Source organism: Pseudomonas marincola (assembly GCF_900116605.1).
GTDB lineage: Bacteria > Pseudomonadota > Gammaproteobacteria > Pseudomonadales > Pseudomonadaceae > Aquipseudomonas > Aquipseudomonas marincola.
In genome coordinates this window covers 267,682-293,154 of record NZ_FPBC01000006.1, presented here as the reverse complement: position 1 = coordinate 293,154, position 25,473 = coordinate 267,682, and the positions used below count along the sequence as shown (strand labels likewise).

Genomic DNA, 25,473 nt, shown 5'->3' with positions numbered 1-25,473 from the left:
GGCTGCATCTGTATCGCTACAGGTACAGAGCTTGTTGGCCGAGGCTTTACAGTTTACGGGGTGTCAGGCCGCTTGCCGAGTGCATTTTCCAACGCACATTTCCGGTTGCGATCTAGCGCTTGGGTCTGTCAGGGGGTTGACAGCTTCGGCTATGATAGGCGCTTTGGATTCGCTAAAAAACTATTGCGCCTGCCCCCGTGGCTGAAAATCTTCGTGTTTGTGGCCGATTTGGCCTGGCACTGACCCCTCTGTTGCGGGGTTCAACGCATTTTCAGTAATGGGTCCGGGCGCTCTCAAGTTGATGCGTCTCCCTGTTTTAGTCGGCCGCGCATGCCGCGCACCTGCACCTTCAAAGGATCCCATGAGCAAGCCAGAGACTCCTGTCGCCACTAACTTCCTTCGTCCTATCGTCCAGGCAGATCTGGAATCAGGCAAACATGCGAAGGTGATCACGCGTTTCCCGCCGGAGCCGAACGGCTACCTGCATATCGGTCACGCCAAGTCGATTTGCCTGAACTTTGGCCTGGCCAAAGAGTTTGGCGGTGATTGTCATCTGCGTTTCGATGACACCAACCCGGCCAAGGAAGATCAGGAATACATCGACTCGATCAAGCAGGACGTGCAGTGGTTGGGCTTCGACTGGGCGGGTGATATTCGTTTCGCCTCCAACTATTTCGACCAGCTCTACGCATGGGCCGTCGAGCTGATCAAGGCAGGCAAGGCGTTCGTTTGCGACTTGTCGCCGGAAGAGTCGCGCGCCTACCGTGGCAGCCTCACCGAGCCGGGTAAGAACAGCCCGTTCCGTGACCGTTCGGTTGAAGAGAACCTCGACTTGTTCGCCCGCATGAAGGCAGGCGAGTTTGCTGACGGCGCGCGTTCGCTGCGGGCAAAAATCGACATGAGCGCGCCGAACATCAACCTGCGCGACCCGATCCTGTACCGTATTCGCCATGCCCATCACCACCAGACCGGTGACAAGTGGTGCATCTACCCGAGCTATGACTTCACCCACGGCCAGTCCGATGCCATCGAAGGGATTACCCACTCGATCTGCACGCTGGAGTTTGAAGATCACCGCCCGCTATACGAGTGGTTCCTTGAGCAGTTGCCAGTTCCGGCGCAGCCGCGTCAGTACGAATTCGCGCGCCTGAACCTCAACTACACCATCACCAGCAAGCGCAAGCTCAAGCAATTGGTCGACGAAGGTCACGTGAGTGGCTGGGATGACCCGCGCATGTCGACACTGGTCGGCTTCCGCCGCCGTGGTTACACGCCAGGGTCGATCCGTCACTTCTGCGACCTGATCGGCGTCAACCGCGCCGGTGGCGTCGTGGACATCGGCATGCTTGAGTTCGCCATTCGTGACGACCTCGATGCCAACGCTTCGCGCGCCATGTGCGTGCTCAAGCCGCTGAAAGTGGTCATCACCAACTACCCGCAAGATCAGATCGAAACGCTGAGCCTGCCGCGTCATCCCAAGCAGGATATGGGCGTGCGTGAGCTGCCGTTCGCTCGCGAGATCTACATCGACGCCGGTGATTACGAAGAGAACCCGCCAAAGGGCTACAAGCGTCTTGAGCCGGGCGGTGAAGTCCGTCTGCGTGGCAGCTACGTGATCCGCGCCGATGAGGCGATCAAAGATGCCGACGGCAATGTGATCGAACTGCGTTGCTCGTACGACCCCGAAACGCTTGGCAAGAACCCGGAAGGGCGCAAGGTCAAGGGTGTTGTGCATTGGGTTCCGGCAGACGCCAGCGTCGAATGCGAAGTGCGCCTGTACGACCGCCTGTTCCGTTCGGCCAATCCGGAAAAAGCCGAGGAGGGCGCAAGCTTCCTCGACAACATCAACCCCGATTCGCTGGTTGTGCTCAAGGGCTGCCGCGCTGAGCCGTCACTGGCCAATGCCAACCTTGAAGACCGCTTCCAGTTCGAGCGCGAAGGCTACTTCTGCCTCGACTCGAAAGACTCGAAGCCAGAAGCATTGGTGTTCAACCGCACGGTAACGCTGCGCGATTCCTGGGCCTGAGCCCGTTGCAGCGCTGAGTCAGCTGCGCCCGCCCATTGTGATGGCGGGCGCAGCCACTCGAAGATTAAGTGGCCTGTGAGGGCCGCGTTTAAGGATTGATTATGCTGACCATCTACAACACGCTGAGCAAAACCAAGCAGGAACTTAAACCCCTCGAAGGCAACCATGTGCGCATGTATGTCTGCGGCATGACGGTTTATGACTTCTGCCATATTGGTCACGCCCGGGTGATGGTCGCGTTTGACGTGATCGCACGCTGGTTGCGGCATCGCGGCTATGAACTGACCTACGTGCGCAACATCACCGATATCGACGACAAGATCATTCGTCGCGCACAGGAAAACGGTGAAGGTTTTGAGGTGCTGGTTGATCGCATGATCGCCGCCATGCACGAAGACGAAGCGCGCCTGAATGTGCTGCGCCCGGACATCGAACCGCGTGCGACCAGCCATATCGCCGGCATGCACCAGATGATCCAGACACTGATCGACAAAGGCTTCGCCTACGCGCCAGGCAACGGTGACGTTTACTACCGTGTCGGCAAGTTCGTCGGTTACGGCAAGCTGTCGCGCAAGAAAATCGAAGACCTGCGCATCGGCGCGCGTATCGAAGTCGATGAGTCGAAACAAGACCCGCTCGACTTCGTACTCTGGAAAGGCGCCAAGCCGGGCGAGCCAAGCTGGCAGTCGCCGTGGGGCGAAGGCCGTCCGGGCTGGCATATCGAGTGCTCGGTGATGTCGACCTGCTGCCTTGGCGAAACCTTCGACATTCACGGCGGCGGTCCGGATCTGGTGTTCCCGCACCACGAAAACGAAATCGCCCAGAGCGAAGCGGCGACCGGCAAGCTCTACGCCAACGCCTGGATGCATGCGGGGGCGGTGCGCGTTGATGGCGAGAAAATGTCCAAGTCATTGGGCAACTTCTTCACCATTCGCGAAGTGCTGCAAAAGTATCACCCCGAAGTGGTGCGTTACTTCCTCGTGTCGAGCCAGTACCGCAGCCCGATCAACTATTCGGAAGACAGCCTCAAGGAAGCCAAAGGCGCGCTGGAGCGTTTCTACCACGCGCTCAAGGGTCTGCCAGAAGCGCCGGCGGCGGGCGGTGATGCATTCGTAGCGCGCTTCTCTGAAGCAATGGATGACGACTTCAATTCGCCGGAAGCTTGCGCTGTGCTGTTTGAAATGGTCCGTGAGGTTAACCGCCTGCGCGACACCGACGTCCAGGCGGCTGCGGGTCTGGCTGCGCGCTTGAAAGAGCTGGCGGGCGTGCTCGGTGTGCTGCAACTGGAGCCTGAAGCGTTCCTGCAGGCCGGTGCCGAAGGCAAGGTCGATGCAGCCGAAGTCGAAGCACTGATTGCCGCGCGCCTGCAGGCACGCAGCGACAAGAACTGGGCCGAGTCCGACCGCATCCGCGATCAACTGACGGCAATGGGTGTGGTTCTGGAAGACGGCAAAGGCGGCACGACCTGGCGTTTGGCTGAATAAGCTGGCAGCGCCGCTTAACGCTTCTGCGCTGAAACTGCTGGCTACAGCGGGATAGAGTTTTCGCACCTGTAGTCAGTAAAGCCGGGTCGATCCGGCTGTTCCACGCCCTGCATTTGCAGCGTTTCCGAGGCCACAAAAAAAGCCGTTACCAGGTAACTGATAACGGCTTTTTTATTCAGCGCGGGCTGTTTGCTCAGCCGCCGCTATTGCACCCGTTCTTAGCGATTGAAGCGCTCCACCAGCGACTGCTGGCCTTTGGCGTTGCCGGTGAGGGCTTGGCTCAGGCGAGCGGTTTGTTGTGCGTCTTCTGCGGTCTGGTCCGACAACTGGGCGATGTTGGTGATGTTGCGGTTGATCTCGTCGGCGACCGCACTTTGCTCTTCAGCGGCGGCGGCGATCTGGTCGGCCATGCCGGCGATATTTTCCACCGAGTCACTGATACCCATCAACGCCTGATCCGCCAGCAGAACCTGCTTGACGCCTTCATCGGCCTGCGAACGACCGATTTGCATGGCGACCACGGCCTCTTCTGCGGTGCGCTGCAGTTTGGCGATCAGTTGGTGGATCTGTCCGGTTGACTCGCCGGTGCGCTGCGCCAGCGAACGTACTTCGTCGGCGACCACGGCAAAGCCACGGCCCATCTCGCCCGCACGCGCCGCTTCGATCGCGGCGTTGAGGGCCAGCAAGTTGGTCTGGTCGGCGATCCCTTTGATCACATCGACCACGCTGCCAATTTCGTTGCTGTCCTGCGCCAGACGAGTCACGGTTTCGCCGGTTTCACCCACGGACACCGACAAGCGCTCGATGGCTTCACGGGTTTGCGCAGTGATAGTGCGACCTTCGCGGGTGAGGCGGTTGGCTTCCTGAGTGGCAATCGCCGTGCGTGCAACGTTGCTGGCGACTTCCAGTGTGGTCGCAGCCATCTCGTTGACGGCCGTGGCCACCTGTTCGGTTTCCTGACGTTGGCGTTCAAGACCGGAAGAACTGTTGATCGCCAGCGTATCGGCCTGGCTGGCTTGTTCAGCGAGATTCTCGGCGCTGTCGAGCAAGCGGGTCAGGCAGGTTTTAAGGCGCGCTTCCTGGCTCAGTGCGCTCATTTCCAGGCGCGCTACAGCGCCTTTGCTGCTGGTGTACATCTGCGCAATCATCGGATCGCTGATGGTTTCTTCCGACAGTTTGAGCAGGCGCTGGAGGCCGCGCTGTTGCCAGTTGAGTGCCATCAAGCCCAGCGGGATCGAGGCAGCAACGGTCGCCAGCAAGGCCCAGTTGCTTTCAATCAGCTGTGCGGCTACGCAACCGAACAGGCCGATGCCGATGTAAGGAAGCAGGTCGAGGGTGCGCGGCAACCAGCTGTCGCTGCTGGCCACCGCCGGCTTGCCCGAGTTCACGCGCGCGTACAGCTGCTCGGCACGGCTGATTTGCTCGGCAGTCGGCTTAACCCGAACCGACTCGAAACCGATAACTTGGGAGTTGCTGAGGATCGGCGTGACGTAAGCGTTGACCCAGTAATGATCGCCATTCTTGCAACGGTTCTTGACGATGCCCATCCACGGGCGACCTTGCTGCAAGGTGCTCCACATGTGCTGGAACACTGCGGGTGGTACATCCGGGTGGCGCACAAGGTTGTGCGGAGCGCGCATCAGCTCATCCATCGAGAAGCCGCTGATTTTGACAAACTCATCGTTGCAGTAAGTGATCTGGCCCTTGGTATCGGTGGTCGATATCAGGCGCTGGTCTGCTGAGAAGGTACGTTCACGCTGGGTAACAGGCTGATTATTGCGCATGGTGATGGTCCCGGTGGTAATGCTTATGCATCGGCCCAGGCGCAGTAAAGTTGAGAAGGGATTGGCAAAAAACCAGGGTTTATTGATCTGGATCAATAAATACCAGAGAAAGTGGGTACTTGAATGCCTCAAGTACCCACGCAGACCTCTATTTAGCGGCTATCAGCTCACGCAGAACGTAGTGCAGAATCCCGCCAGCCTTGAAGTATTCAACCTCGTTTACCGTATCGATCCGGCACAGCACTTCAATCCGTTCGGTGCTGCCGTCGGTATGGGTGATGTTGACGATCAGGTTCATCATCGGCTCTAGTTCTGTGCCTTCAAGGCCGCTGATGGTGAGGGTTTCCTCGCCCGTCAGGTTCAGGCTCTTGCGGGTATTGGGGGCTTTGAACTGCAACGGCAGAACACCCATGCCCACCAGATTCGAGCGGTGGATGCGCTCGAAGCTTTCAGCAATGACCGCTTTGACCCCAAGCAGGTTAGTGCCTTTTGCCGCCCAGTCGCGGGAGGAGCCGGTGCCGTATTCCTTGCCGGCAACGATAACCAGCGGCGTGTTTTGCGCTTGATAGCGCATGGCCGCGTCGTAGATCGAGAGCTTTTCGCCGGTCGGATAGTGCAGGGTGTTGCCGCCTTCCTCGCCGTCGAACATCTCGTTGCGGATACGAATATTGGCGAAGGTGCCGCGCATCATCACCTGATGGTTGCCGCGGCGTGAGCCGTAAGAGTTGAAGTCCACCGGTTCCACGCCTTGCTCACGCAGGTAGCGCCCGGCGGGGCTGTCGGTCTTGATGTTACCGGCTGGGGAGATGTGGTCGGTGGTGACCGAATCACCCAGCAGGGCGAGGATGCGCGCCTCTTTGATGTCACCTACCGGCGGTGCTGGCTCATTGATGTGCTCGAAGAACGGCGGGTGCTGAATGTAGGTCGAGTCATCGCGCCACACATAAGTGTCCGACTCTGTAACCTTGATCGCTTGCCATTGCTCGTCGCCGGCAAACACTTCGCCGTATTCCTTGTGGAACATCGCCGTGTCGACTTTCAGTACGGCTTCGGCAATTTCTTTCTGGGTCGGCCAGATATCCTTGAGGTAGACCGGATTGCCATCGCGGTCGTCGCCCAGAGATTCCTCGGCGATGTTAATGCGCACGTTACCTGCCAGCGCATAGGCGACAACCAGGGGCGGCGAGGCCAGCCAGTTGGTTTTCACCAGCGGGTGCACGCGGCCTTCGAAGTTGCGGTTGCCGGACAGCACCGATGCAACCGTAAGGTCGGCTTTCTGCACGGCGGCCTCGATGGCTTCGGGTAAAGGCCCGGAGTTACCGATACAGGTTGTGCAGCCATAGCCGACCAGATCGAAGCCAAGTTGGTCGAGGTATTGGGTGAGGCCGGCAGCCTTGAAGTATTCGGTCACCACTTTCGATCCGGGTGCCAGTGAACTCTTGACCCACGGCTTGCGCTTCAGGCCTTTCTCCACCGCTTTCTTGGCGACCAGACCTGCGGCCATCATCACGCTCGGGTTGGAGGTGTTGGTGCACGAGGTGATAGCGGCAATGACCACCGCACCATTTTTCAGATGATGCGTGTGACCATCGTGCTCGTAGTCGACACCGCCGGTCATGGCTTCACTGCCGACTGCCGCGCCGCCGCCACCTTCACTGAGCATGCGGCCTTCTTCCTTGGCGGCAGGCTTGATTTGCAGGTCCATGAATTGATTGAACGCGCTGTGTACTTGCGACAGCGGGACACGGTCTTGCGGGCGTTTGGGGCCGGCAAGGCTGGATTCAACGGTGCTCATGTCGAGCGCCATGCTGTCGCTGAATGTCGGCTCCAAGCCGTTCTCGCGCCACAAGCCTTGCGCCTTGCAGTAGGCCTCGACCAGCGCCACGGTTTCGCTTGGGCGACCGGACAGGCGCAGGTATTCAAGGGTAACGTCATCGACCGGGAAGAAGCCGCAGGTCGCACCATACTCGGGCGCCATGTTGGCGATTGTGGCGCGGTCCGCCAGTGGCAGCGATTCCAGTGCATCGCCGTAGAACTCGACGAACTTGCCAACCACACCCTTGCTGCGCAGCATTTCGGTGACCGTCAGCACCAGGTCGGTGGCGGTGATGCCTTCATTGAGTTTGCCGGTGAGTTTAAAGCCGACCACTTCTGGAATCAGCATCGACACCGGCTGCCCGAGCATGGCGGCTTCTGCCTCGATGCCGCCGACGCCCCAGCCCAGCACGCCGAGGCCATTGATCATGGTGGTGTGCGAGTCGGTGCCCACCAGCGTGTCGGGGAAGGCGTAGGTTTCGCCGTCCTGTTCTTTGGTCCAGACCGTGCGGCCGAGGTATTCAAGGTTTACCTGATGGCAAATGCCCGTGCCCGGCGGCACTACGCTGAAATTGTCGAACGCATGCTGGCCCCAGCGCAGGAATTCGTAGCGCTCACCGTTGCGCTGCATCTCGATATCGACGTTCTGCTCGAAGGCCGAGCTGTTGGCGAACTTGTCGACCATGACCGAGTGATCAATGACCAGATCAACAGGTGATAATGGGTTGATCTTCTGCGGGTCGCCGCCGGCCTTGCTCATGGCATCACGCATGGCAGCCAGATCGACCACGGCGGGAACGCCGGTGAAGTCTTGCATCAGGACGCGGGCGGGGCGGTATTGGATTTCACGGTTGGAGCTGCGCGAGTCGAGCCAGCTGGCCATCGCCTGTAAATCGTCGCGAGTTACGGTCTTGCCGTCTTCCCAGCGCAACAGGTTCTCGAGCAGAACCTTGAGAGACATGGGCAACTTGTCGATATTGCCCAGTGCGTTTGCCGCATCGGGCAAACTGAAATACTGATATTTTTTGTCGCCGACGGTGAGTGTGCGGCGGCTTTTCAAACTGTCCACGGATTGCATGCATGACTCCTTGTGTGCCCAAACTTTTAAAAATGGGGGCATGGCAGCCATTCTGGGGGCCGCTCATCAGGCTGTTTGAAGCTGGGCGATGACTCCAATAAAACTTTAGGGTAGCTGGGGTAAAAGACAACCTACCATTCAGCTGACCGGCTTTAGGCCTCAGGGTTCCCGACACGGCGGTCGAGTTCCGCTATCATGCGCGCCTTGAGGAGAGTTTGAATGAATACGTTGTTAATGCACTGCCGCCCCGGTTTCGAGAATGAGGTCTGCGCCGAGATCGCCGATCACGCCGCCTTGTTGGAAGTTTCCGGCTACGCCAAAGCCAAACCGGGCACAGCTTGCGCCGAGTTCATCTGCACCGAAGAAGATGGTGCGCAGCGGTTGATGCAGGGTGTGCGCTTCAAACAGCTGATATTTCCCCGCCAATGGGCGCGTGGCGTGTTCGTCGAGCTGCCCGAGACGGATCGCATCAGCGTGTTGCAAGCGCATCTGGCCGACTTTCCGCTCTGCGGCAGCCTGTGGCTGGAAGTGCTGGATACCAATGACGGCAAAGAGCTTTCGAACTTCTGCAAAAAATTTGAAGCACCGCTGCGCAAAGCCCTGATTAAATCCGGACGCCTGGTTGATGATCCGAAAAAGCCGCGCCTGCTGCTGACCTTCAAGAGCGGCCGCGAAGTGTTTGCCGGGCTGGCTGAGGCGAATAACTCGGCGTTGTGGCCGATGGGTATTCCGCGCCTTAAATTTCCGCGTGAGGCCCCGAGCCGTTCCACCCTAAAACTGGAAGAGGCGTGGCACACCTTTATTCCACGTGAGCAGTGGGATGAGCGACTGTCTGATGAGATGACCGGCGTTGACCTCGGCGCAGCACCTGGCGGTTGGACCTATCAGCTGGTCAAGCGCGGCATGCTGGTCACCGCGATTGATAACGGCCCGATGGCAGAGAGCCTGATGGACACCGGTTTGGTTCAGCACTTGATGGTCGATGGTTTCACTTGGAAGCCCAAGCAGATGGTCGACTGGATGGTCTGCGACATCGTCGAAAAGCCGGCACGCAACGCCGCATTGCTGGAAACCTGGATCGGTGAAGGCCTGTGCCGAGAGGCGGTGGTTAATCTCAAGTTGCCGATGAAGCAGCGTTACATCGAAGTGAAACGGCTGCTTGAGCGCATTGAGGAAGGGCTGGCGGCGCGTGGGGTTAAAGCTTCGATTGCCTGCAAACAGCTTTACCACGACCGCGAAGAAGTTACCTGTCACTTGCGCCGTCTGGGTACCGCTAAACCTAAAGTACAATGAGCCAAGCGTTACGCGCCAATGCATCAACCGTGCAGCTTCAGCCTGCGGTTGAGCAGGCGCGCAGCGATCAATACCGCCTTACTCGACTGCGCGCGAATCTGCCGCGCGACCGATTGCCTGGAGTTGTTTATGCCTGACTTCCCTGACTCATCACTCGATGCCACGCTCGATGCCAGTGGCCTCAATTGCCCCGAGCCGGTGATGATGTTGCACAACAAGGTGCGCGATCTGCCAGCTGGCGGCTTGCTCAAGGTGATCGCCACTGATCCTTCGACACGTCGCGACATTCCCAAATTTTGTAACTTCCTTGGCCATGAGCTGCTTGATCAGGCTGAAGAGGCGGGTTCTTACCTGTACTGGATTCGCAAAAAGGCTGACTGAAGCCAACGCTCAGGGCTGATCCGTCCAGCCGGATTGGCCGGGTGCCATTGCGCACGACTTCAACAGCGCCTGCCAAGCCTTTACATGGCGTTTGTTGGCCGCCTGAAACCCCTGCCAAAGCGAGTCCTCAGTTCCGGCCAGTTGTTGCAGGTAAGTGTGCAGCGCAGGCGGAGTCTGCTCGACAGACGCCAGTTGCAGCAGCGTTTCACTCCATTGTGTGCCTTGCTGGCTAACCGTAGCCAGATACGGTTGCAGGCTGCCTGCGTAGTACTTAACGAAAATATTCTGCATAACCCGCGTACGCTGCGTCGGCTTGCCAATCGGGCACAGCGGCCGTTTGCGCAAGCGTTGCTCAAGCAGCGCGCTGGCCTGTTCAAGCGTGTCGGTCAGGCTGAGCAGGCTGGTGATCAATTGCGGCGCTTGCTGGTCGGCCTGCAAGGTGAAAAACAGCGGATCGAGTTGGGCCGTGGCCGGTGGCAGTTGCTGCGGTAACTGGCTGCCAACTTGAGCCAGTTGCGCCAATGCCTGCACCGCCGGATTCTCACGTGTGGCACTTACCGGCAACGCCTGCTGGCTAAAGCGCAGGCTGTGCTCGAACTCTGGGCTGGCATTGAGTGCATTCCAGAACACCTGCAACAGTTGATCGCGCTTTTGCGCTTGCAGGGTTGCCAGCGTCTGGTTGAGTGACTGATCGGGTTGGGTTTGCAGGTACACCCGGCACGCGTCTATCGCCCGCAGCAGATCGCCTTCATAACCGAGGCGGCTGCTGGGCTGCATCTGTTTACCGAGAATGCTGTTGCGTTCACTGATGAGCAGCTGCAAATCCGGGCAGCGGCGCACATCAATCAACAGGTCGAGCAGGCTGATGCGGATATCGCTGATTTCACTAACGCGCAGGCGTCGCGCAGGCAGGCGGTATTGCGCCAGCCGCTTGTTGTCGAAGGGCTCGACACCAGCACCGTCCAGCGCGCCATTCAGGCGCTTGAGGTAGTCGGCCTGCAATGCCAGGCCATCATCACCCGGCTGGCAGGCGCTGAGGGTAAACAGCAGAAGAAGGACAAGGCTGCGGGCGATCATTCGCCAATAGTAGACGACTTGATCCGCTTGCGGGCGCTGGTCGAAACCCGATAACCGAGCATGATCGCCGCGCAGGTAAGGCCAACTACAAGGCCTTGCCAGAGGCCACGTGGGCCGCTGGGCTCGCCCAGCCAGTCAGTCAGGCCCAGCGCGTAGCCAATCGGCAGGCCGATGCCCCAGTATGCGAACAAAGTGAGCAGCATGGTCACTCGGGTGTCCTGGTAGCCGCGTAGCGCGCCGGCCGCAGTGACCTGCACCGCGTCTGACAGTTGGAACAATGCGGCGTAGACGATCAGCGACGCTGCCAAGGCAATAACCTCGGCGTTATCGGTGTAGATGCCGACGATAGGCTCACGAAACAGCAAAATCAGTGTGCATGAAAGGCACGCGTATGCCAGTGCGGTGGCCATGCTTACACCCGCAGCAAAGCGCGCATCGCGGGGATGACCGCGCCCCAGCGCCTGGCCGACGCGTACGGTGGCAGCCATGCCGAGCGAATAGGGGATCATGAACACAATCGAGCTGAAGTTCAGGGCGATCTGGTGGCCGGCAACCACCTTGGAGCCCAACCCGCCGATCAGCAGGGCAATCACCGCGAAAATGCTCGACTCGGCAAATACTGCAATGCCGATTGGCAGGCCAATCGAAACCAGACGTTTAATCACGGCCCACTGCGGCCAGTCGAATTGGCTGAATAATTGGCTGTCGCGATAAGCCTTGGCGATTTTCACCCACGTCAGCATGCCCAGCAGCATAAAGCCCATGACCAGGCCGGTTGCCCAGCCGCAACCAACGCCGCCCATCGCGGGAAGGCCGAACTTGCCGTAAATGAAGATGTAGTTGAGCGGGATATTCAACACCAAGCCGCACAGGCCAAGGATCATGCTCGGCCGGGTAAGCCCCAGGCCGTCACTGAAACAGCGCAGTACGTGGTACAAGGCAACGGCCGGGAAACCACAGGCGACAGCGCGCAAATAACCCATGGCCGGACCGATCAGATCGGGCTCGACATTCATCTTGTGCAGGATGATTTCGGCGTTCCACAGCAACATGGCGGCGCAACCGCCCACCACCAATGCCAGCCACAACGCCTGACGCACCAGCGCGCCAATGGAGGCGTGTTCGCCCGCGCCAAAACGCTGGGCGACCTTGGGCGTGGTGGCCAGCAGAATGCCGGTCATGAGCAAAAAAACCGGAATCCAGATCGAGTTGCCGAGCGCCACCGCTGCCAGATCACGCGGCCCAACGCGACCAGCCATGACCGTATCGACGAAGCCCATCGCGGTATTGGCAAGCTGCGCGATGATGATCGGCGTAGCAAGCACCATCAGTCCGCGCAGCTCGGTGCGAGCGCGCTGAAAACGTGATTGGCTGGCGGGTGTTGCGGACATGGCATTTGCTCTGGAAAAACCGCGAAGTATACGCTTTGACCGCATGGTCAGGAAGCGTGTGGAGCAGGCTTTTTAAAGGTGTTGGCGAAATAACCGCGCGGCTATTGGCAGCCCCGTGCGCTCGCAGCATTGGCTGCAACTGGTAAACTGCCGCTCTGCTTATCGGGAGTTGGATCATGCGTATTGTCGCAGACGAGAATATTCCACTGGTTGACGAGTTTTTTTCAGGCTTCGGCCAGATTACCCGGTTGCCGGGGCGCGGTATAAAACCCGCTGACGTGGCCGATGCCGATGTCTTGCTGGTGCGTTCAGTGACGCGCGTAAACAAGGCATTGCTCACGGGTAGCAAGGTCAGGTTTGTCGGCACTGCAACCATTGGCACCGATCACCTTGATCTCGACTATTTCGCCGAAGCTGGCATTGGCTGGTCCAGTGCGCCTGGCTGCAATGCCCGGGGCGTGGTCGATTATGTGCTGGGCAGTTTGCTGGTGCTGGCGGAGCAGCAGGGCGCCGACCTTGCGAGCAAAGTGTATGGCGTGGTCGGTGCTGGCCAGGTCGGTGGCCGTCTGGTCGAGGTGCTGCGCAATCTTGGCTGGCAGGTTCTCGTGTGTGACCCGCCGCGTGCAGCGGCAGAGGGCGGCGATTTTGTCAGCCTCGAGCAGATTCTTGCCGAGTGCGATGTGATCAGTCTGCACACGCCAATCACCGCCGTCGGTGAATACCCGACTCGGCACTTGCTCGATGCAGCACGCTTGGCGCAATTGCGGCCGGGCTCTTGGTTGATCAATGCCAGTCGTGGCCCGGTTGTCGATAATCAGGCGTTACTTGCCGCCTTGCGCCAGCGCCCCGACTTGCAAGCAGTGCTGGACGTTTGGGAAGGCGAGCCTCTGACTGATCAAGCGCTGGTCGACTTGTGCCAGATCGCCACGCCGCATATTGCCGGCTACAGCCTGGATGGTAAATTGCGCGGCACGGCGCAAATCTATCAGGCCTTGTGTGCGCATTTGGCAGTGGCCGAGACCGTGCAGCTGGATGATCTGATGCCGCCATCATGGTTGCCCGAACTGACCCTCAATGCCGAGGCGCAGCTGCCTTGGGCGTTGGCAACTATTTGCCGGGCAGTGTATGACCCGCGCCGCGACGATGCCGATTTCCGGCGCTGTGTTCGCGGCGACGAAAGCCAGCGGCGGGCTGCCTTCGATGCGCTGCGCAAGCACTATCCGGTGCGCCGTGAAATAGACGGTTTAAGCGTTCGCGTGCAAGGCGAGGCGCCGGCACTGATCCGGCAAGTCCGCGCGCTGGGCGCGCAATTACGCTGATGCACCGTTACCAAATGTCGGCGCAGTATGGGCCTGACAGACTGCTGATCGGGTTGCAGCATGCTAAGCAGGCTCAGGCACAATGAGCCTGCTTGCGTGTCAGTCGTGTTTTTCAGTGGCGCCGGTGCGGCTCACTTCGAGTTTTTCGCAGGCCTGCTGGATCATTTCTTCGGTGATCGGTACTTCGTGGCCTTCGTCATCGATTATCGCACCACCCACCGGCTGGTCAGCGCTGGCAGTGTCCGAAGATTGTGCGCCGTCTTTGCTGGTGTTCATCAGTTGTCTCCTGATTAGAGGGGGTAGCTGGCAATAGTGCTGGTGCGCTATTGCGGTGTAGTTACTGTGCCAAAAAATTACCGGTTTTGAAAAGACCATTCAAGCGTAGCCAAACGAGGAATTTATGGCGGTATTTCACATTGGCTTGATTATTAATCCGTTGGCCGGGCTCGGCGGGCCTGCTGGCTTCAAGGGCAGTGATGGCATGGCCGACGAGGCGCTGGCGCTCGGTATTGAGCCCAAAGCGGCGCTGCGCACCCGTGTTGCACTGGAATGTTTGCTTGAGCTGCGCGACCGGCTGCAGTTCGTGACGTATCCGGGGGCGATGGGCGCTGACCTGCTCGCTGAAATGGGTTTTTCTTACCGCCTGCCTGCAGGGCTGGATGCTAACGCTGTGCACGCGCTGACAACCGCTGACGATACCCGCAAAGCCGTTGAGTTGCTGCAGGACGCCAACGTTGCGCTGATTTTGTTCGCCGGAGGCGATGGCACCGCCCGCGACGTTTCTGCCGCTGCTCGCGAGGGCCAGCCGGTGCTGGGAATTCCGGCAGGGGTGAAGATTCAGTCCGGCGTGTATGCGATCAGCCCACGCGCCGCCGGCGAGCTGACCCGGCGTTTGGTCGAGGGCGGTTTGGTGCGCCTGGCCAGAGGCGAGGTGCGCGATATCGACGAGACGGCGTTGCGCGGCGGCAAAGTGGCTGCACGCTGGTATGGCGAGCTGACCGTGCCGGAAGAGGGCGGCTTTGTGCAGCAGGTCAAGCAGGGTGGCGTCGAGTCTGAAGAACTGGTGCTGAGTGATTTGGCCGCTTGGCTGGAAGATACCTGGGAGACGGATGTGCGTTATGTATTCGGCCCCGGCTCTACCTTGCACGGGCTGGCGGGTAATCTTGGCCTGAACACCACGCTGCTTGGCGTGGATGTTATCGAGAACGGCGCAGTGCTGGCGGCAGACGTGAACGAGATGCAGTTGTATGAGCTGATCGCCGAGCACCCGGCGCGCTTGCTGGTGACCGCGATTGGCGGGCAAGGGCATATTCTCGGGCGCGGCAATCAGCAACTGAGCCCGCGAGTAGTACGCGCGATTGGCCTGGATAATCTGCGCGTGGTTGCCACCAAACGTAAGCTTGCGACGTTGCAGGGCCGTGCTTTGCTGGTCGATAGCGGCGACATCGCGCTGGATGAGGCATTCCCGGATGTGGTCAAAGTCTGGGCCGGCTATCGCGAAGAGTTGCTCTATCCGGTCGAGCACGGCTGAGCCGATTCGCGCGATTAGCGTTGTGCAAAGGCGCGGCGCTTGAATGCAGCCGCGCCCAGACTATCGAGCGCGAAAGGGTTGATTGAGTAAGCGTCAGGCCCCATCTTCAGTGGGTCTAAGTCCTTTTGCGAGCAACCATGCGATCTCTCTTGTCGGCCCGTCAACGCAACGCATTACGCATGGCCTGGGCTTTTGTGGCGCCTTATCGCTGGCGTGTACTCGGCGCGTTGGTGGCGCTGGTGTTCACGGCCGGCATTACGTTGTCGATGGGCCAGGGCATTAAACTGCTGGTCGATCAGGGCCTGGCCACCCAGTCTGCCGAGGCGTTGAAGCACTCGATTGCGCTGTTCTTTGCGCTGGTGCTGGCACTCGCCGTCGGCACGTACACGCGCTTTTATCTGGTTTCATGGATCGGCGAGCGCTTTGTCGCGGACATCCGCAAGCGCGTGTTCAATCACCTGATCGAGCTGCATCCGGGCTTTTATGAAAGCAACCGCAGCTCTGAAATCCAGTCGCGCCTGACTGCCGACACCACGCTGTTGCAGTCGGTGATTGGCTCATCGTTGTCGATGGCGTTGCGTAACCTGATCATCATGATCGGCGGCGTGGTGCTGCTGGTCATCACCAACCCCAAACTCAGTGCGATTGTGTTGGTGGCGTTGCCACTGGTGATTGCGCCGATTCTTATTTTTGGCCGCAAGGTTCGCGCCTTGTCGCGTCAGAGTCAGGACCGCGTCGCGGATGTCGGCAGCTATGTCGGCGAGGTGCTGGGGCAGATCAAAACGGTGCAGGCTTACAACCATCAGGACGAGGAGAAACACCGCTTTGGCCTGTCAGTCGAGGCTGCATTTGCCACCGCCCGCAAGCGCATTGCCCAGCGCGCCTGGCTGATTACGGTGGTGATCGTGCTGGTGCTCGGGGCGGTCGGCGTCATGCTTTGGGTGGGTGGCATGGATGTGATCGCCGGGCGTATCTCGGGCGGGGAATTGGCCGCCTTTGTGTTCTACAGCCTGATTGTGGGCTCCTCGTTCGGCACCTTGAGTGAGGTGATCGGTGAGTTGCAGCGTGCAGCCGGTGCCGCCGAGCGCATCAGCGAACTGTTGCAGGCCAGGAATCAGATCCGCGCGCCTGCAAACGGTCAGCTTGAGTTGCCCACGCTGGTTCAAGGGCGTATTGAGCTTGAGGATGTGCATTTTGCTTATCCGTTACGGCCCGACACCTTCGCCGTCGAGGGTATATCGCTGAAGGTTGAGCCCGGTGAAACGGTCGCGCTGGTCGGGCCGTCCGGTGCCGGAAAGTCGACCTTGTTTGATTTGCTGCTGCGTTTTTTCGATCCGCAAACCGGGCGTATATTGATTGATGGGCAGCCAATCAACCTGCTCGCCCCTGATCAGTTACGCAGCTGCTTTGCGCTGGTGTCGCAAAACCCGGCGCTGTTCTTTGGCACGGTCGAAGACAACATTCGATATGGCAATACCGAAGCCAGCGACGCGGCGGTCGAGGCGGCGGCCAAGGCGGCGCACGCGCACGCGTTCATCATGCGTTTGCCGCAGGGTTACAAGACCCATTTGGGCGACTCCGGTCTGGGTCTTTCAGGCGGTCAGCGTCAGCGCCTGGCGATTGCCCGTGCCTTGTTGGTGGATGCACCGGTACTGCTGCTGGACGAGGCCACGAGTGCGCTGGATGCCGAGAGTGAACACCTGATTCAGCAAGCGCTGCCAACGCTGATGCAGGGGCGCACCACATTGGTTATCGCGCACCGGTTGGCGACCGTTACCCGAGCCGATCGCATTGCGGTGATTGATCAGGGCAAGTTGCAGGCAATTGGCAGCCACCAGCAATTGCTGGCGACTAATGCGCTGTACGCGCGACTTGCCGAATTGCAGTTCAATTCGCAATAGATGCCTCAGCCGCAATCTTGCGGCTGCGCGGGCGATTGCGGCTTCATCGTCGCGGCGGTGCCGGTGGAGGCGAGAATGATGAAGCTAATCGCCAGCCATTGGCTGAACGACAGGTGTTCGGTGAGGAACAGCAGCCCGGCTAATGCAGCAATCGCAGGTTCCAGGCTCATCATGATGCTGAAGGTACGGGCTGGCAGGCGCGTCAGGGCCATCATCTCCAGGCTGTAAGGCAGCGCCGAGGACAAGACGGCAACGCCAAAGGCAATGGGCAAGATATCCAGCGCGAACAGGTTGCTGCCGGCTTGCCACAGGCCAATCGGAATCACCACGATCGCGGCTACCAGCGTGCCCAGCGCGACCGTGTGGCGGCCGTGCTCGCTGCCCGCGCGTTTGCCAAAAATGATGTACATCGCCCAGCAGGCACCTGCGCCCAGCGCGAGCGCCATCCCCACGGGATCGAGCGGCTCGTCTGTCAGGTTGGTCGGCAACAGCAACCACAAACCCGTGGCGGCGAGGGCGATCCAGAGAAAGTCGATTGGCCGGCGCGATGACAACAACGCCAGCGTTAACGGGCCGGTGAATTCCAGTGCTACAGCGATGCCCAGCGGTATAGTTTGCAAGGCCATATAAAACATCAGATTCATCAGCCCCAGCGCAACGCCGTAGGCCAGCAGCGAGCGGCACGATTGCAACGTCAGTTTGGCCTGCCACGGGCGCAACAGCAGGCACAAAATAAGCGCGCCGATACCCAGGCGCAGCGCGGTAGTGCCCTCAGCGCCAATCACCGGAAACAGGCTCTTGGCCAGCGACGCGCCACTCTGGATGGAAATCATGGCGATGATCACCAACGCAATCGGCAGCAGCACTGGAAATCGACTAAAGGGGCTGGGCATCTCTCATCCTAAGAATTAGCGGCAGTACAAATAAAAAACCGGCCTGGAGGCCGGTTTTAACGGACTTATCTACTTAGCGATATTCGCAAAGGTAGGCCGTTTCAGTGGCGACCTGCAGTTGGAATTTGCTGTCTGCAGGAACGGTGAACTTGCTCCCGGCGGCAAAGGTTTCCCATTTTTCAGTGCCTGGCAGTTTCACTGTGAGTGCGCCTGCAACCACGTGCATGACTTCTAGCTGGCTGGTGCCGAATTCATATTCGCCTGGCGCCATTACGCCGATCGTTGCCGGGCCTTCAGCCATCCCGAATGCGATGGATTTGACGGTGCCGTCGAAATACTCATTGACCTTGAACATCTGCTAATCCTCAAAGGCTGTAAATAAAGGTGGGCAAGTATGCACAAGCGTTAACGTTGCGTCATCCGCTTTGCGTGGCTTTCTAGCGGCAGAATCAAAGGTAACAAGCGGGCGGTGTTACGGGCGTCGGTCAGCGCCCGGTGCTGTTGTCCGCTGAATTGCAATCCGGCCAGCTGCAAAGCAGTGTGCAGACCGACCGGCTGTTGCAGTTTGCGCTCTTCGCTGAAGCGTCGCTTGAGGTTCAGGTGGCTAATATCATGCAGGCAACTGCTCAATTCGTGGCGCTGCCATTCCTGCTCCAGCTGACGTTTATCATAAGCGCCCCAACTGGCCCAACCTTGTAAATGCGGTTGATGGCTGACCAGCCAGCGCTCGAATTGCGGCCACACCGAGGTCAACGGCGCGGCGCTGTTGATGGCTTGCTGGCTGATGTGAGTCAGCTCCCGGCAAAACTGGGTCAGGTGCGGGCGTCGCTGGGGTTTCACGTACCGCTGGAAATGATCGACTTCATGCCCGTCAGGCCGTACCAGGCTGGCGCCAATTTCGATGATTTCCATTTCCTCTACGGGCCAGCCGCCTTCTTCGGTGGTGGCTTCAAGGTCTATTACCAGCCAGTGTCCCATGGGCTCTCCCTGCGCTGTGGGTGTGCCGTTGATGCGGTGGGTTGCGTGAACAGTTGCTGGCAATCCAGTAAAAATCGCTAATCAGCAGCATATACGCTCAATTGCGATTGTGCAGACAGCTAAAGCAACTGTTGCAAGCTGTTTTCTATCAAAGCAAATCCCGTGATAGGCTGCAAATTCATGAATTCGGAGGTGTTGTATGACGACGGTAGCCTTTATCGGTCTGGGTGTAATGGGATTCCCTATGGCCGGTCATCTGGCGCGAGCGGGCCATGATGTGTGCGTATATAACCGTAACCCGGCCAAAGCTGCCGACTGGGTCGAGACCTATGCCGGCCGTAGCGCAGCAACGCCTCGCGAAGCCGCGCAGGGCGCCGAATTGGTGATGGTTTGCGTGGGCAACGACGACGACCTGCGCAGCGTGGTGCTCGGTGACGATGGCGCGTTTGCTGGCATGCAGGCCGAAGCCATTCTGGTCGATCACACCACGGCCTCCGCCGATGTCGCCCGCGAACTGGCTGGCAAGGCCGCCGAGCTGGGCTTGGGTTTTCTTGATGCGCCGGTGTCTGGCGGGCAGGCGGGGGCGGTCAATGGTGCCCTGACAATCATGGTGGGCGGTGATGCAGCAGCCTACGCTCGCGCCGAACCGGTGATTCAGGCCTACGCCCGCATGGCGCGCCTGATGGGTGAGGCTGGCAGCGGCCAACTGACCAAGATGGTTAATCAGATCTGCATCGCCGGCCTGGTTCAGGGCTTGAGTGAGGCGTTGCACTTTGCTCAGTGCGCCGGCCTCGATGGTGAAGCGGCGATGGAGGTGATCAGCAAAGGCGCGGCACAGTCATGGCAGCTGGAGAACCGTCACAAGACCATGCTGGCAGGTGATTTCGACTTCGGTTTCGCGGTGGACTGGATGCGCAAGGACCTGTCGATTCTGCTCAACGAGGCGCGTAACAATGGAGCGCAGCTGCCGGTAACCGCGCTGGTTGATCAGTTCTATGCTGATGTTCAAGGCATGGGCGGCGGCCGTTGGGACACCTCCAGCCTGTTGGCGCGCTTGAAACCTGCCAAATAAGCGAAATGGCGTACGCCTCCAGGCCTTATCTGGAGGCGTAAATTTGCATGGTGTGGCTGCTAAGTTCGCTTAAATACGAGTAAAATCGGCGAGTAGATCAGTATTCCTTTTTGAGGTTTAACACCCATGGACTGTCGCGCAGGTTGCGGCGCTTGCTGTATTGCTCCCTCTATTAGTTCGCCGATTCCCGGCATGCCACAAGGCAAGCCTGCCGGTGTGCGTTGTGCGCAGCTTTCACCCGATAATTTATGCTCGATTTTCGGCAAGCCGGAACGACCAAAAGTCTGTTCGGCCTTCTCGGCAGACGTGGCTGTTTGTGGCGACACACATGAGGAGGCTATTCGCCTGCTCGCGTGGCTGGAGGATCAAACGGCTGTCACGCCGCAGGTTGCATGCTAGTTCACACGATCAATGATGCCCTGGGGGCGCGATGACTAAGTCGACTCGAATGATGGTTGCAACACTGGCTCTGATGGCGGCAGGTGTTGCGCAGGCCGAGCAGTGGAATCTGGTGAAGGATGAAGATGGCATCAAGGTCTACCTGAGTGAGGTCGCGGGCTCGCCTTACAAGGCGTATCGCGGGGTCACCCAGATCAAGGCGGATATGCCCAAACTGCTCGCCCTGCAGAACGATGTGGTGGGCTCATGTAAATGGATTCACGAGTGCAAATCGCAAAAGTTGCTCAAGCAGGAAGGCGATGTTTACTGGGTGTACTCGCAATTCAATACGCCTTGGCCGGTAACGCCGCGCGACTCCGTGATGAAGGTCACCAGCAAAAAAGCCAGCGACGGCACGGTAACCCGCAGCATGCAAGGCGCACCGAATGACCTGCCGCCGACTGATGGCATGGTCCGCGTGAGCAAGGTCGACGGCAGTTGGACGTTCACGCCGAAAGCGTCAGGCGTGGTCGAGGTGGTGTATCAGGTGCACACTGAGCCGGGCGGCAGCGTGCCATCCTGGCTGGCCAACAAGTTCGTGGTCGAAGCCCCGTTCAACACCCTCAAGGCCTACCGCACACTGGCTGAACAACCCTGACACTAACGTCAGGCCAACCACAAACAACCCCACCTCCGGCCATAAACAAAACCGGAGGATGGATAGCGGCGCAACGCCGCAATCCGTCGAGCCATCGCAAACCCAACCCCAATCCCGCGCCAGGCTTGAGACCGCCATGTCGGAAGCCGCAAGCGGATTCCAACCTCCGCAGATAACCGGAGGATGGATAGCCGGAGGATGGATAGCGAAGCGTAGCGCCGCAATCCGTCGAGCGTTCGCAAGATCAACATCAATCCCGCGTAAGGCATGAGATTGCCATGTCGCAAATCGCCAGCGGATTCCAACCTCCGCAGATAACCGGAGGATGGATAGCGCAGCGAAGCGCCGCAATCCGTCGAGCCATCGCAAGCCCAACACCAATCCCGCACCAGACATGAGATTGCCATGTCGGAAGCCGCAAGCGGATTCCAACCTCCGCCAGATAAACCGGAGGATGGATAGCGCAGCGAAGCGACGCAATCCGTCGAACCATCGCAAGATCAACACCGCCCCGCGTCAGACATGAGACCGTCATGTCGGAAGCCGCAAGCGGATTCCAACCTCCACAGATAACCGGAGGATGGATAGCGAAGCGTAGCGCCGCAATCCGTCGAACCATCGCAAGATCAACACCAATCCCGCGCCAGGCTTGAGGCCGCCATGTCGGAAGCCGCAAGCGGATTCCAACCTCCACAGATAACCGGAGGATGGATAGCGCAGCGAAGCGACGCAATCCGTCGAGCGTTCGCAAGAGCAACATCAAGCACGCGTCAGACACATAAACAAACCGGAGGATGGATAGCGAAGCGCAGCGCCGCAATCCGTCATGACCCTCGCAAGATCAACAACAAACCCTTCATCCAATCGCCCACAAAAAAGCCCACAAGGCGAACCTTGTGGGCTTTTTCAATCAACTGCCAGTCAATCCCGGCAGCTAATCAGCGTCATGCGCTTAGGCGTCGTCCATCGCGCCCATCGCGGTGGTGTTGAAACCGCCGTCGACGTACATGATTTCGCCGCTGACACCCGAGGCCAGGTCGGAGCAGAGGAATGCACCGGCGTTGCCGACTTCGTCGATGGTGACGTTGCGGCGCAGCGGGGTCTGCTTCTCGTTGGCTGCGAGCATTTTGCGGAAGCTCTTGATGCCGGAAGCGGCGAGGGTACGGATCGGGCCAGCCGAAATCGCGTTAACGCGCGTGCCTTCCGGGCCAAGGCTGCCTGCCAGATAACGTACGCCGGCTTCGAGGCTGGCCTTGGCCATGCCCATGACGTTGTAGTTAGGCATGGTGCGCTCAGCGCCCAGGTAGGAGAGCGTCAGCAGGCTGCCGTTGCGGCCTTTCATCATCTCGCGGCCCGCTTTGGCCAGCGCCACGAAGCTGTAGGCGCTGATGTCGTGGGCAATACGGAAGCCTTCACGGGTGGTGACGTCGGTGAAGTCGCCGTCGAGTTGATCACCAGGTGCGAAGCCTACGGAGTGAACGATGCAGTCGAGACCGTCCCACTTCTTGCTCAGTTCGGTGAAAACGTTGGCAATTTCGTCGTCATTGGCCACATCGCACGGGAAGCACAGCTCAGGGCCCGAACCCCAGCCAGCGGCGAACTCTTCAACACGGCCTTTGAGCTTCTCACCCTGATAGGTGAAGGCAAGTTCAGCACCTTCGCGGTGCATTGCGGCTGCAATACCGGACGCGATGGACAGTTTGCTGGCGACGCCAACGATCAGTACGCGCTTACCGCTTAGAAAACCCATGTGTACTCTTCCTCTTCCTGCTTTAAGGATTACTCAGTTTTTGCAGGCGCCAAGAAGGCGGCCTCCAACAACTGCTGCGTATAAATATGCTGCGGTGTTGCAAATATTTCGTCTGCTGGCCCTTGCTCGACGACCTGACCGCTTTTGACCACGATCAAATGGTGGCTCAGAGCCCGTACCACCGCCAAATCATGGCTGATGAACAGGTAGGTCAAGTTGTACTTGGCCTGCAAGGAGCGCAGCAGTTCTACCACTTGGCGCTGAACGGTTCGGTCGAGTGCCGAAGTCGGCTCGTCCAACAGAATCAGCGCCGGTTTCAGCACTAAAGCACGGGCAATGGCAATACGTTGCCGTTGTCCGCCTGAAAACTCGTGGGGATAGCGGTGCCGGGTTTCCGGATCCAGACCTACCTCCGCAAGCGCATCAATAATCGCTTGTTCCTGCTCGGCATCAGTGCCCATCTGATGAATGCGCAAGCCTTCACCGACAATCTGACTCACCGACATCCGTGGGCTCAGGCTGCCAAACGGGTCCTGAAACACCACTTGCATCTGCCGCCTGAACGGGCGAACGTCGTGTTGCGACATGCCATCCAGCGCCTGGCCCTGAAAACGGATACCGCCTTCACTGCCAATCAGGCGCAAAATTGCCATGCCCAACGTCGATTTACCCGAGCCACTCTCGCCAACAATGCCCAGGGTCTGGCCCTGAGGCAGTTTGAAGCCGATGCCGTCTACCGCTTTAACGTAATCGACGGTGCGACGCATCAGGCCTTTCTTGATCGGAAACCAGACGCGCAAGTTGTCGACTTCAAGCAGTGTAGACCCTGGCGGATTGGCAATAGGCCTGCCGCTAGGCTCAGCGCCCAGGAGCTCCTGGGTGTATTCATGCTGAGGCGAGTGGAACAAATTTTCACACGACGCTTGTTCGACGATCTTTCCGCGCTGCATGACACATACTCGGTGCGCAATTCTTCGAACAAGGTTCAAATCGTGGCTGATCAGCAGAATTGCCATGCCCAGCCGCGCCTGCAAATCCTTGAGCAAATCGAGGATTTTCAGCTGCACGGTAACGTCCAGCGCTGTGGTCGGCTCATCCGCAATCAGCAGTTCCGGCTCGTTGGCCAGCGCCATGGCGATCATCACGCGTTGGCGCTGCCCGCCTGAAAGCTCATGCGGATAAGCCTTGAGGCGTTTGTGCGGCTCAGGGATGCCGACCAGATCCAGCAGCTCAAGCGTGCGCTCTGTGGCCGCTTTACCGCTGAGGCCCTTGTGCAGCCCCAGGACTTCGTTGATCTGTTTTTCGATGCTGTGCAGCGGATTCAGCGAGGTCATGGGCTCCTGAAAGACCATGGCGATGCGGTTGCCACGAATCCCGCGCAGCTTCTTTTCATCAACCTTGAGCAGGTCTTCACCTTGATAGGTGATGGTGCCGGCGGGGTGTTGGGCAATCGGGTAGGGCAGCAGGCGCAGGATCGAGTGCGCGGTGACCGATTTTCCCGAGCCACTTTCACCAACCAGCGCCAGGGTTTCCCCACGACGGATATCAAAGCTGACATGCTCGACCACACGCTGGCGCTGGCTGCCGGTGACGAACTCAACCGCCAAGTCGCGGATTTCGATGAGGTTATCGACGTCGCTCATTTTATTTCCTTGGGTCGAACGCATCGCGAGCTGCCTCGCCAATAAACACCAGCAAACTGAGCATGATTGCCAATACGGCAAATGCGCTGATGCCCAGCCACGGTGCCTGCAGGTTGGACTTACCCTGAGCAACCAGCTCGCCAAGCGACGGTGCGCCGGGCGGCAGGCCGAAGCCGAGGAAGTCCAGCGCGGTCAGTGTGCCGATAGCGCCCGTGAGGATGAACGGCATGAAGGTCATGGTCGAAACCATCGCGTTGGGCAGGATGTGGCGGAACATGATTGCGCCGTTTTCCATGCCCAGCGCCCGCGCAGCGCGGACATATTCGAGGTTACGCCCGCGCAGGAACTCCGCGCGCACCACATCGACCAGGCTCATCCACGAGAACAGCAACATGATGCCCAGCAGCCACCAGAAATTCGGCTGCACGAAACTCGCCAGAATGATCAGCAGGTAAAGCACCGGCAAACCGGACCAGACCTCCAGAAAGCGCTGGCCGACCAAGTCCACCCAGCCGCCGTAAAAGCCCTGCAGGGCTCCTGCAAATACGCCGATGATCGAGCTGAGCACGGTGAGAATCAGCGCGAACAACACCGAGATGCGGAAGCCGTAAATCACCCGCGACAACACATCCCGGCCCTGATCGTCTGTGCCCAGCCAGTTGGCGGCAGACGGCGGTGCCGGAGCCGGGACTTCGAGATCGTAGTTGATGCTGGAGTAGCTGTAAGGAATCGGCGGCCAGACCATCAGGCCGTCTTTTTCCTCGATCAGGTTGCGGATGTACGGGCTTTTGTAATTTGCCTGCAAAGGGAATTCGCCGCCGAACACGGTTTCCGGGTAACGCTTGAACACCGGGAAATACCATTGGCCGTCGTAACGCACCGCCAGCGGTTTATCGTTGGCGATTAATTCCGCGCCAAGGCTCAGGGTGAACAGGGCGAGGAAGATCCACAGTGACCACCAGCCGCGTTTGTGCGCTTTGAACAGTTCAAGCCGGCGTTGATTCATCGGTGAGAGTGCCAT

The 25,473-nt window shown here is 59.1% G+C and carries 21 protein-coding genes and 1 pseudogene; 10 read left to right on the top strand and 12 right to left on the bottom strand.

Translation table 11 applies throughout. The features are described from left to right. Nucleotides 1-361 precede the first annotated feature (361 nt). Both BM395_RS12305 and cysS read left to right on the top strand, forming a co-directional pair. On the top strand, nucleotides 362-2,026 hold the full coding sequence (locus BM395_RS12305; protein WP_090512205.1) for a glutamine--tRNA ligase/YqeY domain fusion protein: 1,665 nt from the start codon (nucleotides 362-364) through the stop codon (nucleotides 2,024-2,026). A gap of 101 nt (nucleotides 2,027-2,127) precedes the next feature. After that, the gene (gene cysS, locus BM395_RS12300; RefSeq protein WP_170827749.1) at nucleotides 2,128-3,510 is read left to right on the top strand and encodes a cysteine--tRNA ligase; all 1,383 of its coding nucleotides are present in this window, start codon (nucleotides 2,128-2,130) and stop codon (nucleotides 3,508-3,510) included. 218 nt (nucleotides 3,511-3,728) lie between these two features. On the opposite strand, the gene BM395_RS12295 is transcribed toward cysS, so the two are convergent. The 3 genes and pseudogenes from BM395_RS12295 to acnA all read right to left on the bottom strand — a co-directional run bounded on the left by BM395_RS12295 (nucleotide 3,729) and on the right by acnA (nucleotide 8,187). Next, nucleotides 3,729-4,790: a methyl-accepting chemotaxis protein gene (locus tag BM395_RS12295; RefSeq protein ID WP_483153952.1), complete on the bottom strand. Its 1,062-nt coding sequence runs from the start codon at nucleotides 4,788-4,790 to the stop codon at nucleotides 3,729-3,731. 222 nt (nucleotides 4,791-5,012) lie between these two features. Beyond that, nucleotides 5,013-5,294, bottom strand: a pseudogene (locus tag BM395_RS23930) (PAS domain-containing protein); the annotation flags it as partial. A 148-nt stretch (nucleotides 5,295-5,442) separates the two neighbouring features. Further along, nucleotides 5,443-8,187 (bottom strand): aconitate hydratase AcnA, encoded by a 2,745-nt coding sequence (gene acnA, locus BM395_RS12290; protein ID WP_090512202.1) that lies wholly within the window; start codon nucleotides 8,185-8,187, stop codon nucleotides 5,443-5,445. 219 nt (nucleotides 8,188-8,406) lie between these two features. Here acnA and rlmM point away from each other — a divergent pair, with 219 nt between their 5' ends. After that, nucleotides 8,407-9,480 carry a 23S rRNA (cytidine(2498)-2'-O)-methyltransferase RlmM gene (rlmM, locus tag BM395_RS12285; RefSeq protein WP_090512198.1) on the top strand — a complete coding sequence of 358 codons (1,074 nt, stop codon included), beginning with the start codon at nucleotides 8,407-8,409 and terminating at the stop codon, nucleotides 9,478-9,480. 129 nt (nucleotides 9,481-9,609) lie between these two features. Further along, the gene (gene tusA, locus BM395_RS12280) at nucleotides 9,610-9,861 is read left to right on the top strand and encodes a sulfurtransferase TusA (RefSeq protein ID WP_069900159.1); all 252 of its coding nucleotides are present in this window, start codon (nucleotides 9,610-9,612) and stop codon (nucleotides 9,859-9,861) included. 9 nt (nucleotides 9,862-9,870) lie between these two features. Here tusA and BM395_RS12275 read toward each other — a convergent pair whose 3' ends face one another. Both BM395_RS12275 and BM395_RS12270 read right to left on the bottom strand, forming a co-directional pair. After that, nucleotides 9,871-10,938 (bottom strand): DUF3080 family protein, encoded by a 1,068-nt coding sequence (locus tag BM395_RS12275; RefSeq protein ID WP_244528981.1) that lies wholly within the window; start codon nucleotides 10,936-10,938, stop codon nucleotides 9,871-9,873. Then, nucleotides 10,935-12,329 (bottom strand): MATE family efflux transporter, encoded by a 1,395-nt coding sequence (locus tag BM395_RS12270; protein WP_090512195.1) that lies wholly within the window; start codon nucleotides 12,327-12,329, stop codon nucleotides 10,935-10,937. Before BM395_RS12270 ends, BM395_RS12275 begins: the two co-directional genes overlap by 4 nt. A 176-nt stretch (nucleotides 12,330-12,505) precedes the next feature. On the opposite strand from BM395_RS12270, the gene pdxB reads away from it, so the two are divergent. Further along, on the top strand, nucleotides 12,506-13,648 hold the full coding sequence (gene pdxB, locus BM395_RS12265; RefSeq protein WP_090512193.1) for a 4-phosphoerythronate dehydrogenase PdxB: 1,143 nt from the start codon (nucleotides 12,506-12,508) through the stop codon (nucleotides 13,646-13,648). A gap of 99 nt (nucleotides 13,649-13,747) precedes the next feature. Here the strand turns inward: pdxB and BM395_RS23350 are convergent, their stop codons facing one another. Continuing rightward, nucleotides 13,748-13,924, bottom strand: coding sequence for a PA1571 family protein (locus BM395_RS23350; protein WP_170827750.1), 177 nt, complete (start codon nucleotides 13,922-13,924; stop codon nucleotides 13,748-13,750). 124 nt (nucleotides 13,925-14,048) lie between these two features. On the opposite strand from BM395_RS23350, the gene BM395_RS12260 reads away from it, so the two are divergent. Together BM395_RS12260 and BM395_RS12255 are read left to right on the top strand one after the other, a co-directional pair. Continuing rightward, on the top strand, nucleotides 14,049-15,179 hold the full coding sequence (locus tag BM395_RS12260) for an ATP-NAD kinase family protein (RefSeq protein ID WP_090512190.1): 1,131 nt from the start codon (nucleotides 14,049-14,051) through the stop codon (nucleotides 15,177-15,179). Between the two features lie 137 nt (nucleotides 15,180-15,316). Next, complete coding sequence (locus tag BM395_RS12255; protein ID WP_090512188.1) at nucleotides 15,317-17,080, top strand: ABC transporter transmembrane domain-containing protein; 1,764 nt, start codon at nucleotides 15,317-15,319, stop codon at nucleotides 17,078-17,080. A 5-nt stretch (nucleotides 17,081-17,085) separates the two neighbouring features. Here BM395_RS12255 and rhtA read toward each other — a convergent pair whose 3' ends face one another. The 3 genes from rhtA to BM395_RS12240 all read right to left on the bottom strand — a co-directional run bounded on the left by rhtA (nucleotide 17,086) and on the right by BM395_RS12240 (nucleotide 18,951). After that, the gene (gene rhtA, locus BM395_RS12250) at nucleotides 17,086-17,973 is read right to left on the bottom strand and encodes a threonine/homoserine exporter RhtA (RefSeq protein WP_090512185.1); all 888 of its coding nucleotides are present in this window, start codon (nucleotides 17,971-17,973) and stop codon (nucleotides 17,086-17,088) included. Between the two features lie 73 nt (nucleotides 17,974-18,046). Beyond that, nucleotides 18,047-18,328: a pyrimidine/purine nucleoside phosphorylase gene (gene ppnP / locus BM395_RS12245; protein WP_069900165.1), complete on the bottom strand. Its 282-nt coding sequence runs from the start codon at nucleotides 18,326-18,328 to the stop codon at nucleotides 18,047-18,049. Between the two features lie 50 nt (nucleotides 18,329-18,378). Further along, on the bottom strand, nucleotides 18,379-18,951 hold the full coding sequence (locus tag BM395_RS12240) for a 3'-5' exonuclease (protein ID WP_090512183.1): 573 nt from the start codon (nucleotides 18,949-18,951) through the stop codon (nucleotides 18,379-18,381). A gap of 199 nt (nucleotides 18,952-19,150) precedes the next feature. Here BM395_RS12240 and BM395_RS12235 point away from each other — a divergent pair, with 199 nt between their 5' ends. The 3 genes from BM395_RS12235 to BM395_RS12225 all read left to right on the top strand — a co-directional run bounded on the left by BM395_RS12235 (nucleotide 19,151) and on the right by BM395_RS12225 (nucleotide 21,059). After that, nucleotides 19,151-20,023 (top strand): NAD(P)-dependent oxidoreductase, encoded by an 873-nt coding sequence (locus BM395_RS12235; RefSeq protein WP_090512182.1) that lies wholly within the window; start codon nucleotides 19,151-19,153, stop codon nucleotides 20,021-20,023. Nucleotides 20,024-20,149: 126 nt separating this feature from the next. Continuing rightward, on the top strand, nucleotides 20,150-20,422 hold the full coding sequence (locus tag BM395_RS12230) for a YkgJ family cysteine cluster protein (RefSeq protein WP_090512179.1): 273 nt from the start codon (nucleotides 20,150-20,152) through the stop codon (nucleotides 20,420-20,422). 31 nt (nucleotides 20,423-20,453) lie between these two features. Continuing rightward, a complete protein-coding gene (locus BM395_RS12225) occupies nucleotides 20,454-21,059 on the top strand; it encodes an START domain-containing protein (protein ID WP_090512177.1) in 606 nt (201 codons plus the stop codon). A gap of 952 nt (nucleotides 21,060-22,011) precedes the next feature. On the opposite strand, the gene fabI is transcribed toward BM395_RS12225, so the two are convergent. Genes fabI through BM395_RS12210 form a run of 3 tightly spaced genes read right to left on the bottom strand, consistent with a single transcriptional unit; the run spans nucleotide 22,012 to nucleotide 25,473 of the window. Further along, nucleotides 22,012-22,809: an enoyl-ACP reductase FabI gene (fabI, locus tag BM395_RS12220; protein ID WP_069900169.1), complete on the bottom strand. Its 798-nt coding sequence runs from the start codon at nucleotides 22,807-22,809 to the stop codon at nucleotides 22,012-22,014. Between the two features lie 29 nt (nucleotides 22,810-22,838). Then, a complete protein-coding gene (locus BM395_RS12215) occupies nucleotides 22,839-24,452 on the bottom strand; it encodes an ABC transporter ATP-binding protein (protein WP_069900170.1) in 1,614 nt (537 codons plus the stop codon). Nucleotide 24,453: 1 nt separating this feature from the next. Beyond that, complete coding sequence (locus BM395_RS12210; protein WP_090512175.1) at nucleotides 24,454-25,473, bottom strand: ABC transporter permease; 1,020 nt, start codon at nucleotides 25,471-25,473, stop codon at nucleotides 24,454-24,456.

Coding starts and splice junctions, on each gene's coding strand:
- BM395_RS12305 (WP_090512205.1), top strand. CDS start 362: ATGAGCAAGCCAGAGACTCCTGTCGCCACTAACTTCCTTCGTCCTATC.
- cysS (WP_170827749.1), top strand. CDS start 2,128: ATGCTGACCATCTACAACACGCTGAGCAAAACCAAGCAGGAACTTAAA.
- acnA (WP_090512202.1), bottom strand. CDS start 8,187: ATGCAATCCGTGGACAGTTTGAAAAGCCGCCGCACACTCACCGTCGGC.
- rlmM (WP_090512198.1), top strand. CDS start 8,407: ATGAATACGTTGTTAATGCACTGCCGCCCCGGTTTCGAGAATGAGGTC.
- tusA (WP_069900159.1), top strand. CDS start 9,610: ATGCCTGACTTCCCTGACTCATCACTCGATGCCACGCTCGATGCCAGT.
- BM395_RS12275 (WP_244528981.1), bottom strand. CDS start 10,938: ATGATCGCCCGCAGCCTTGTCCTTCTTCTGCTGTTTACCCTCAGCGCC.
- BM395_RS12270 (WP_090512195.1), bottom strand. CDS start 12,329: ATGTCCGCAACACCCGCCAGCCAATCACGTTTTCAGCGCGCTCGCACC.
- pdxB (WP_090512193.1), top strand. CDS start 12,506: ATGCGTATTGTCGCAGACGAGAATATTCCACTGGTTGACGAGTTTTTT.
- BM395_RS23350 (WP_170827750.1), bottom strand. CDS start 13,924: ATGAACACCAGCAAAGACGGCGCACAATCTTCGGACACTGCCAGCGCT.
- BM395_RS12260 (WP_090512190.1), top strand. CDS start 14,049: ATGGCGGTATTTCACATTGGCTTGATTATTAATCCGTTGGCCGGGCTC.
- BM395_RS12255 (WP_090512188.1), top strand. CDS start 15,317: ATGCGATCTCTCTTGTCGGCCCGTCAACGCAACGCATTACGCATGGCC.
- rhtA (WP_090512185.1), bottom strand. CDS start 17,973: ATGCCCAGCCCCTTTAGTCGATTTCCAGTGCTGCTGCCGATTGCGTTG.
- ppnP (WP_069900165.1), bottom strand. CDS start 18,328: ATGTTCAAGGTCAATGAGTATTTCGACGGCACCGTCAAATCCATCGCA.
- BM395_RS12240 (WP_090512183.1), bottom strand. CDS start 18,951: ATGGGACACTGGCTGGTAATAGACCTTGAAGCCACCACCGAAGAAGGC.
- BM395_RS12235 (WP_090512182.1), top strand. CDS start 19,151: ATGACGACGGTAGCCTTTATCGGTCTGGGTGTAATGGGATTCCCTATG.
- BM395_RS12230 (WP_090512179.1), top strand. CDS start 20,150: ATGGACTGTCGCGCAGGTTGCGGCGCTTGCTGTATTGCTCCCTCTATT.
- BM395_RS12225 (WP_090512177.1), top strand. CDS start 20,454: ATGACTAAGTCGACTCGAATGATGGTTGCAACACTGGCTCTGATGGCG.
- fabI (WP_069900169.1), bottom strand. CDS start 22,809: ATGGGTTTTCTAAGCGGTAAGCGCGTACTGATCGTTGGCGTCGCCAGC.
- BM395_RS12215 (WP_069900170.1), bottom strand. CDS start 24,452: ATGAGCGACGTCGATAACCTCATCGAAATCCGCGACTTGGCGGTTGAG.
- BM395_RS12210 (WP_090512175.1), bottom strand. CDS start 25,473: ATGGCACTCTCACCGATGAATCAACGCCGGCTTGAACTGTTCAAAGCG.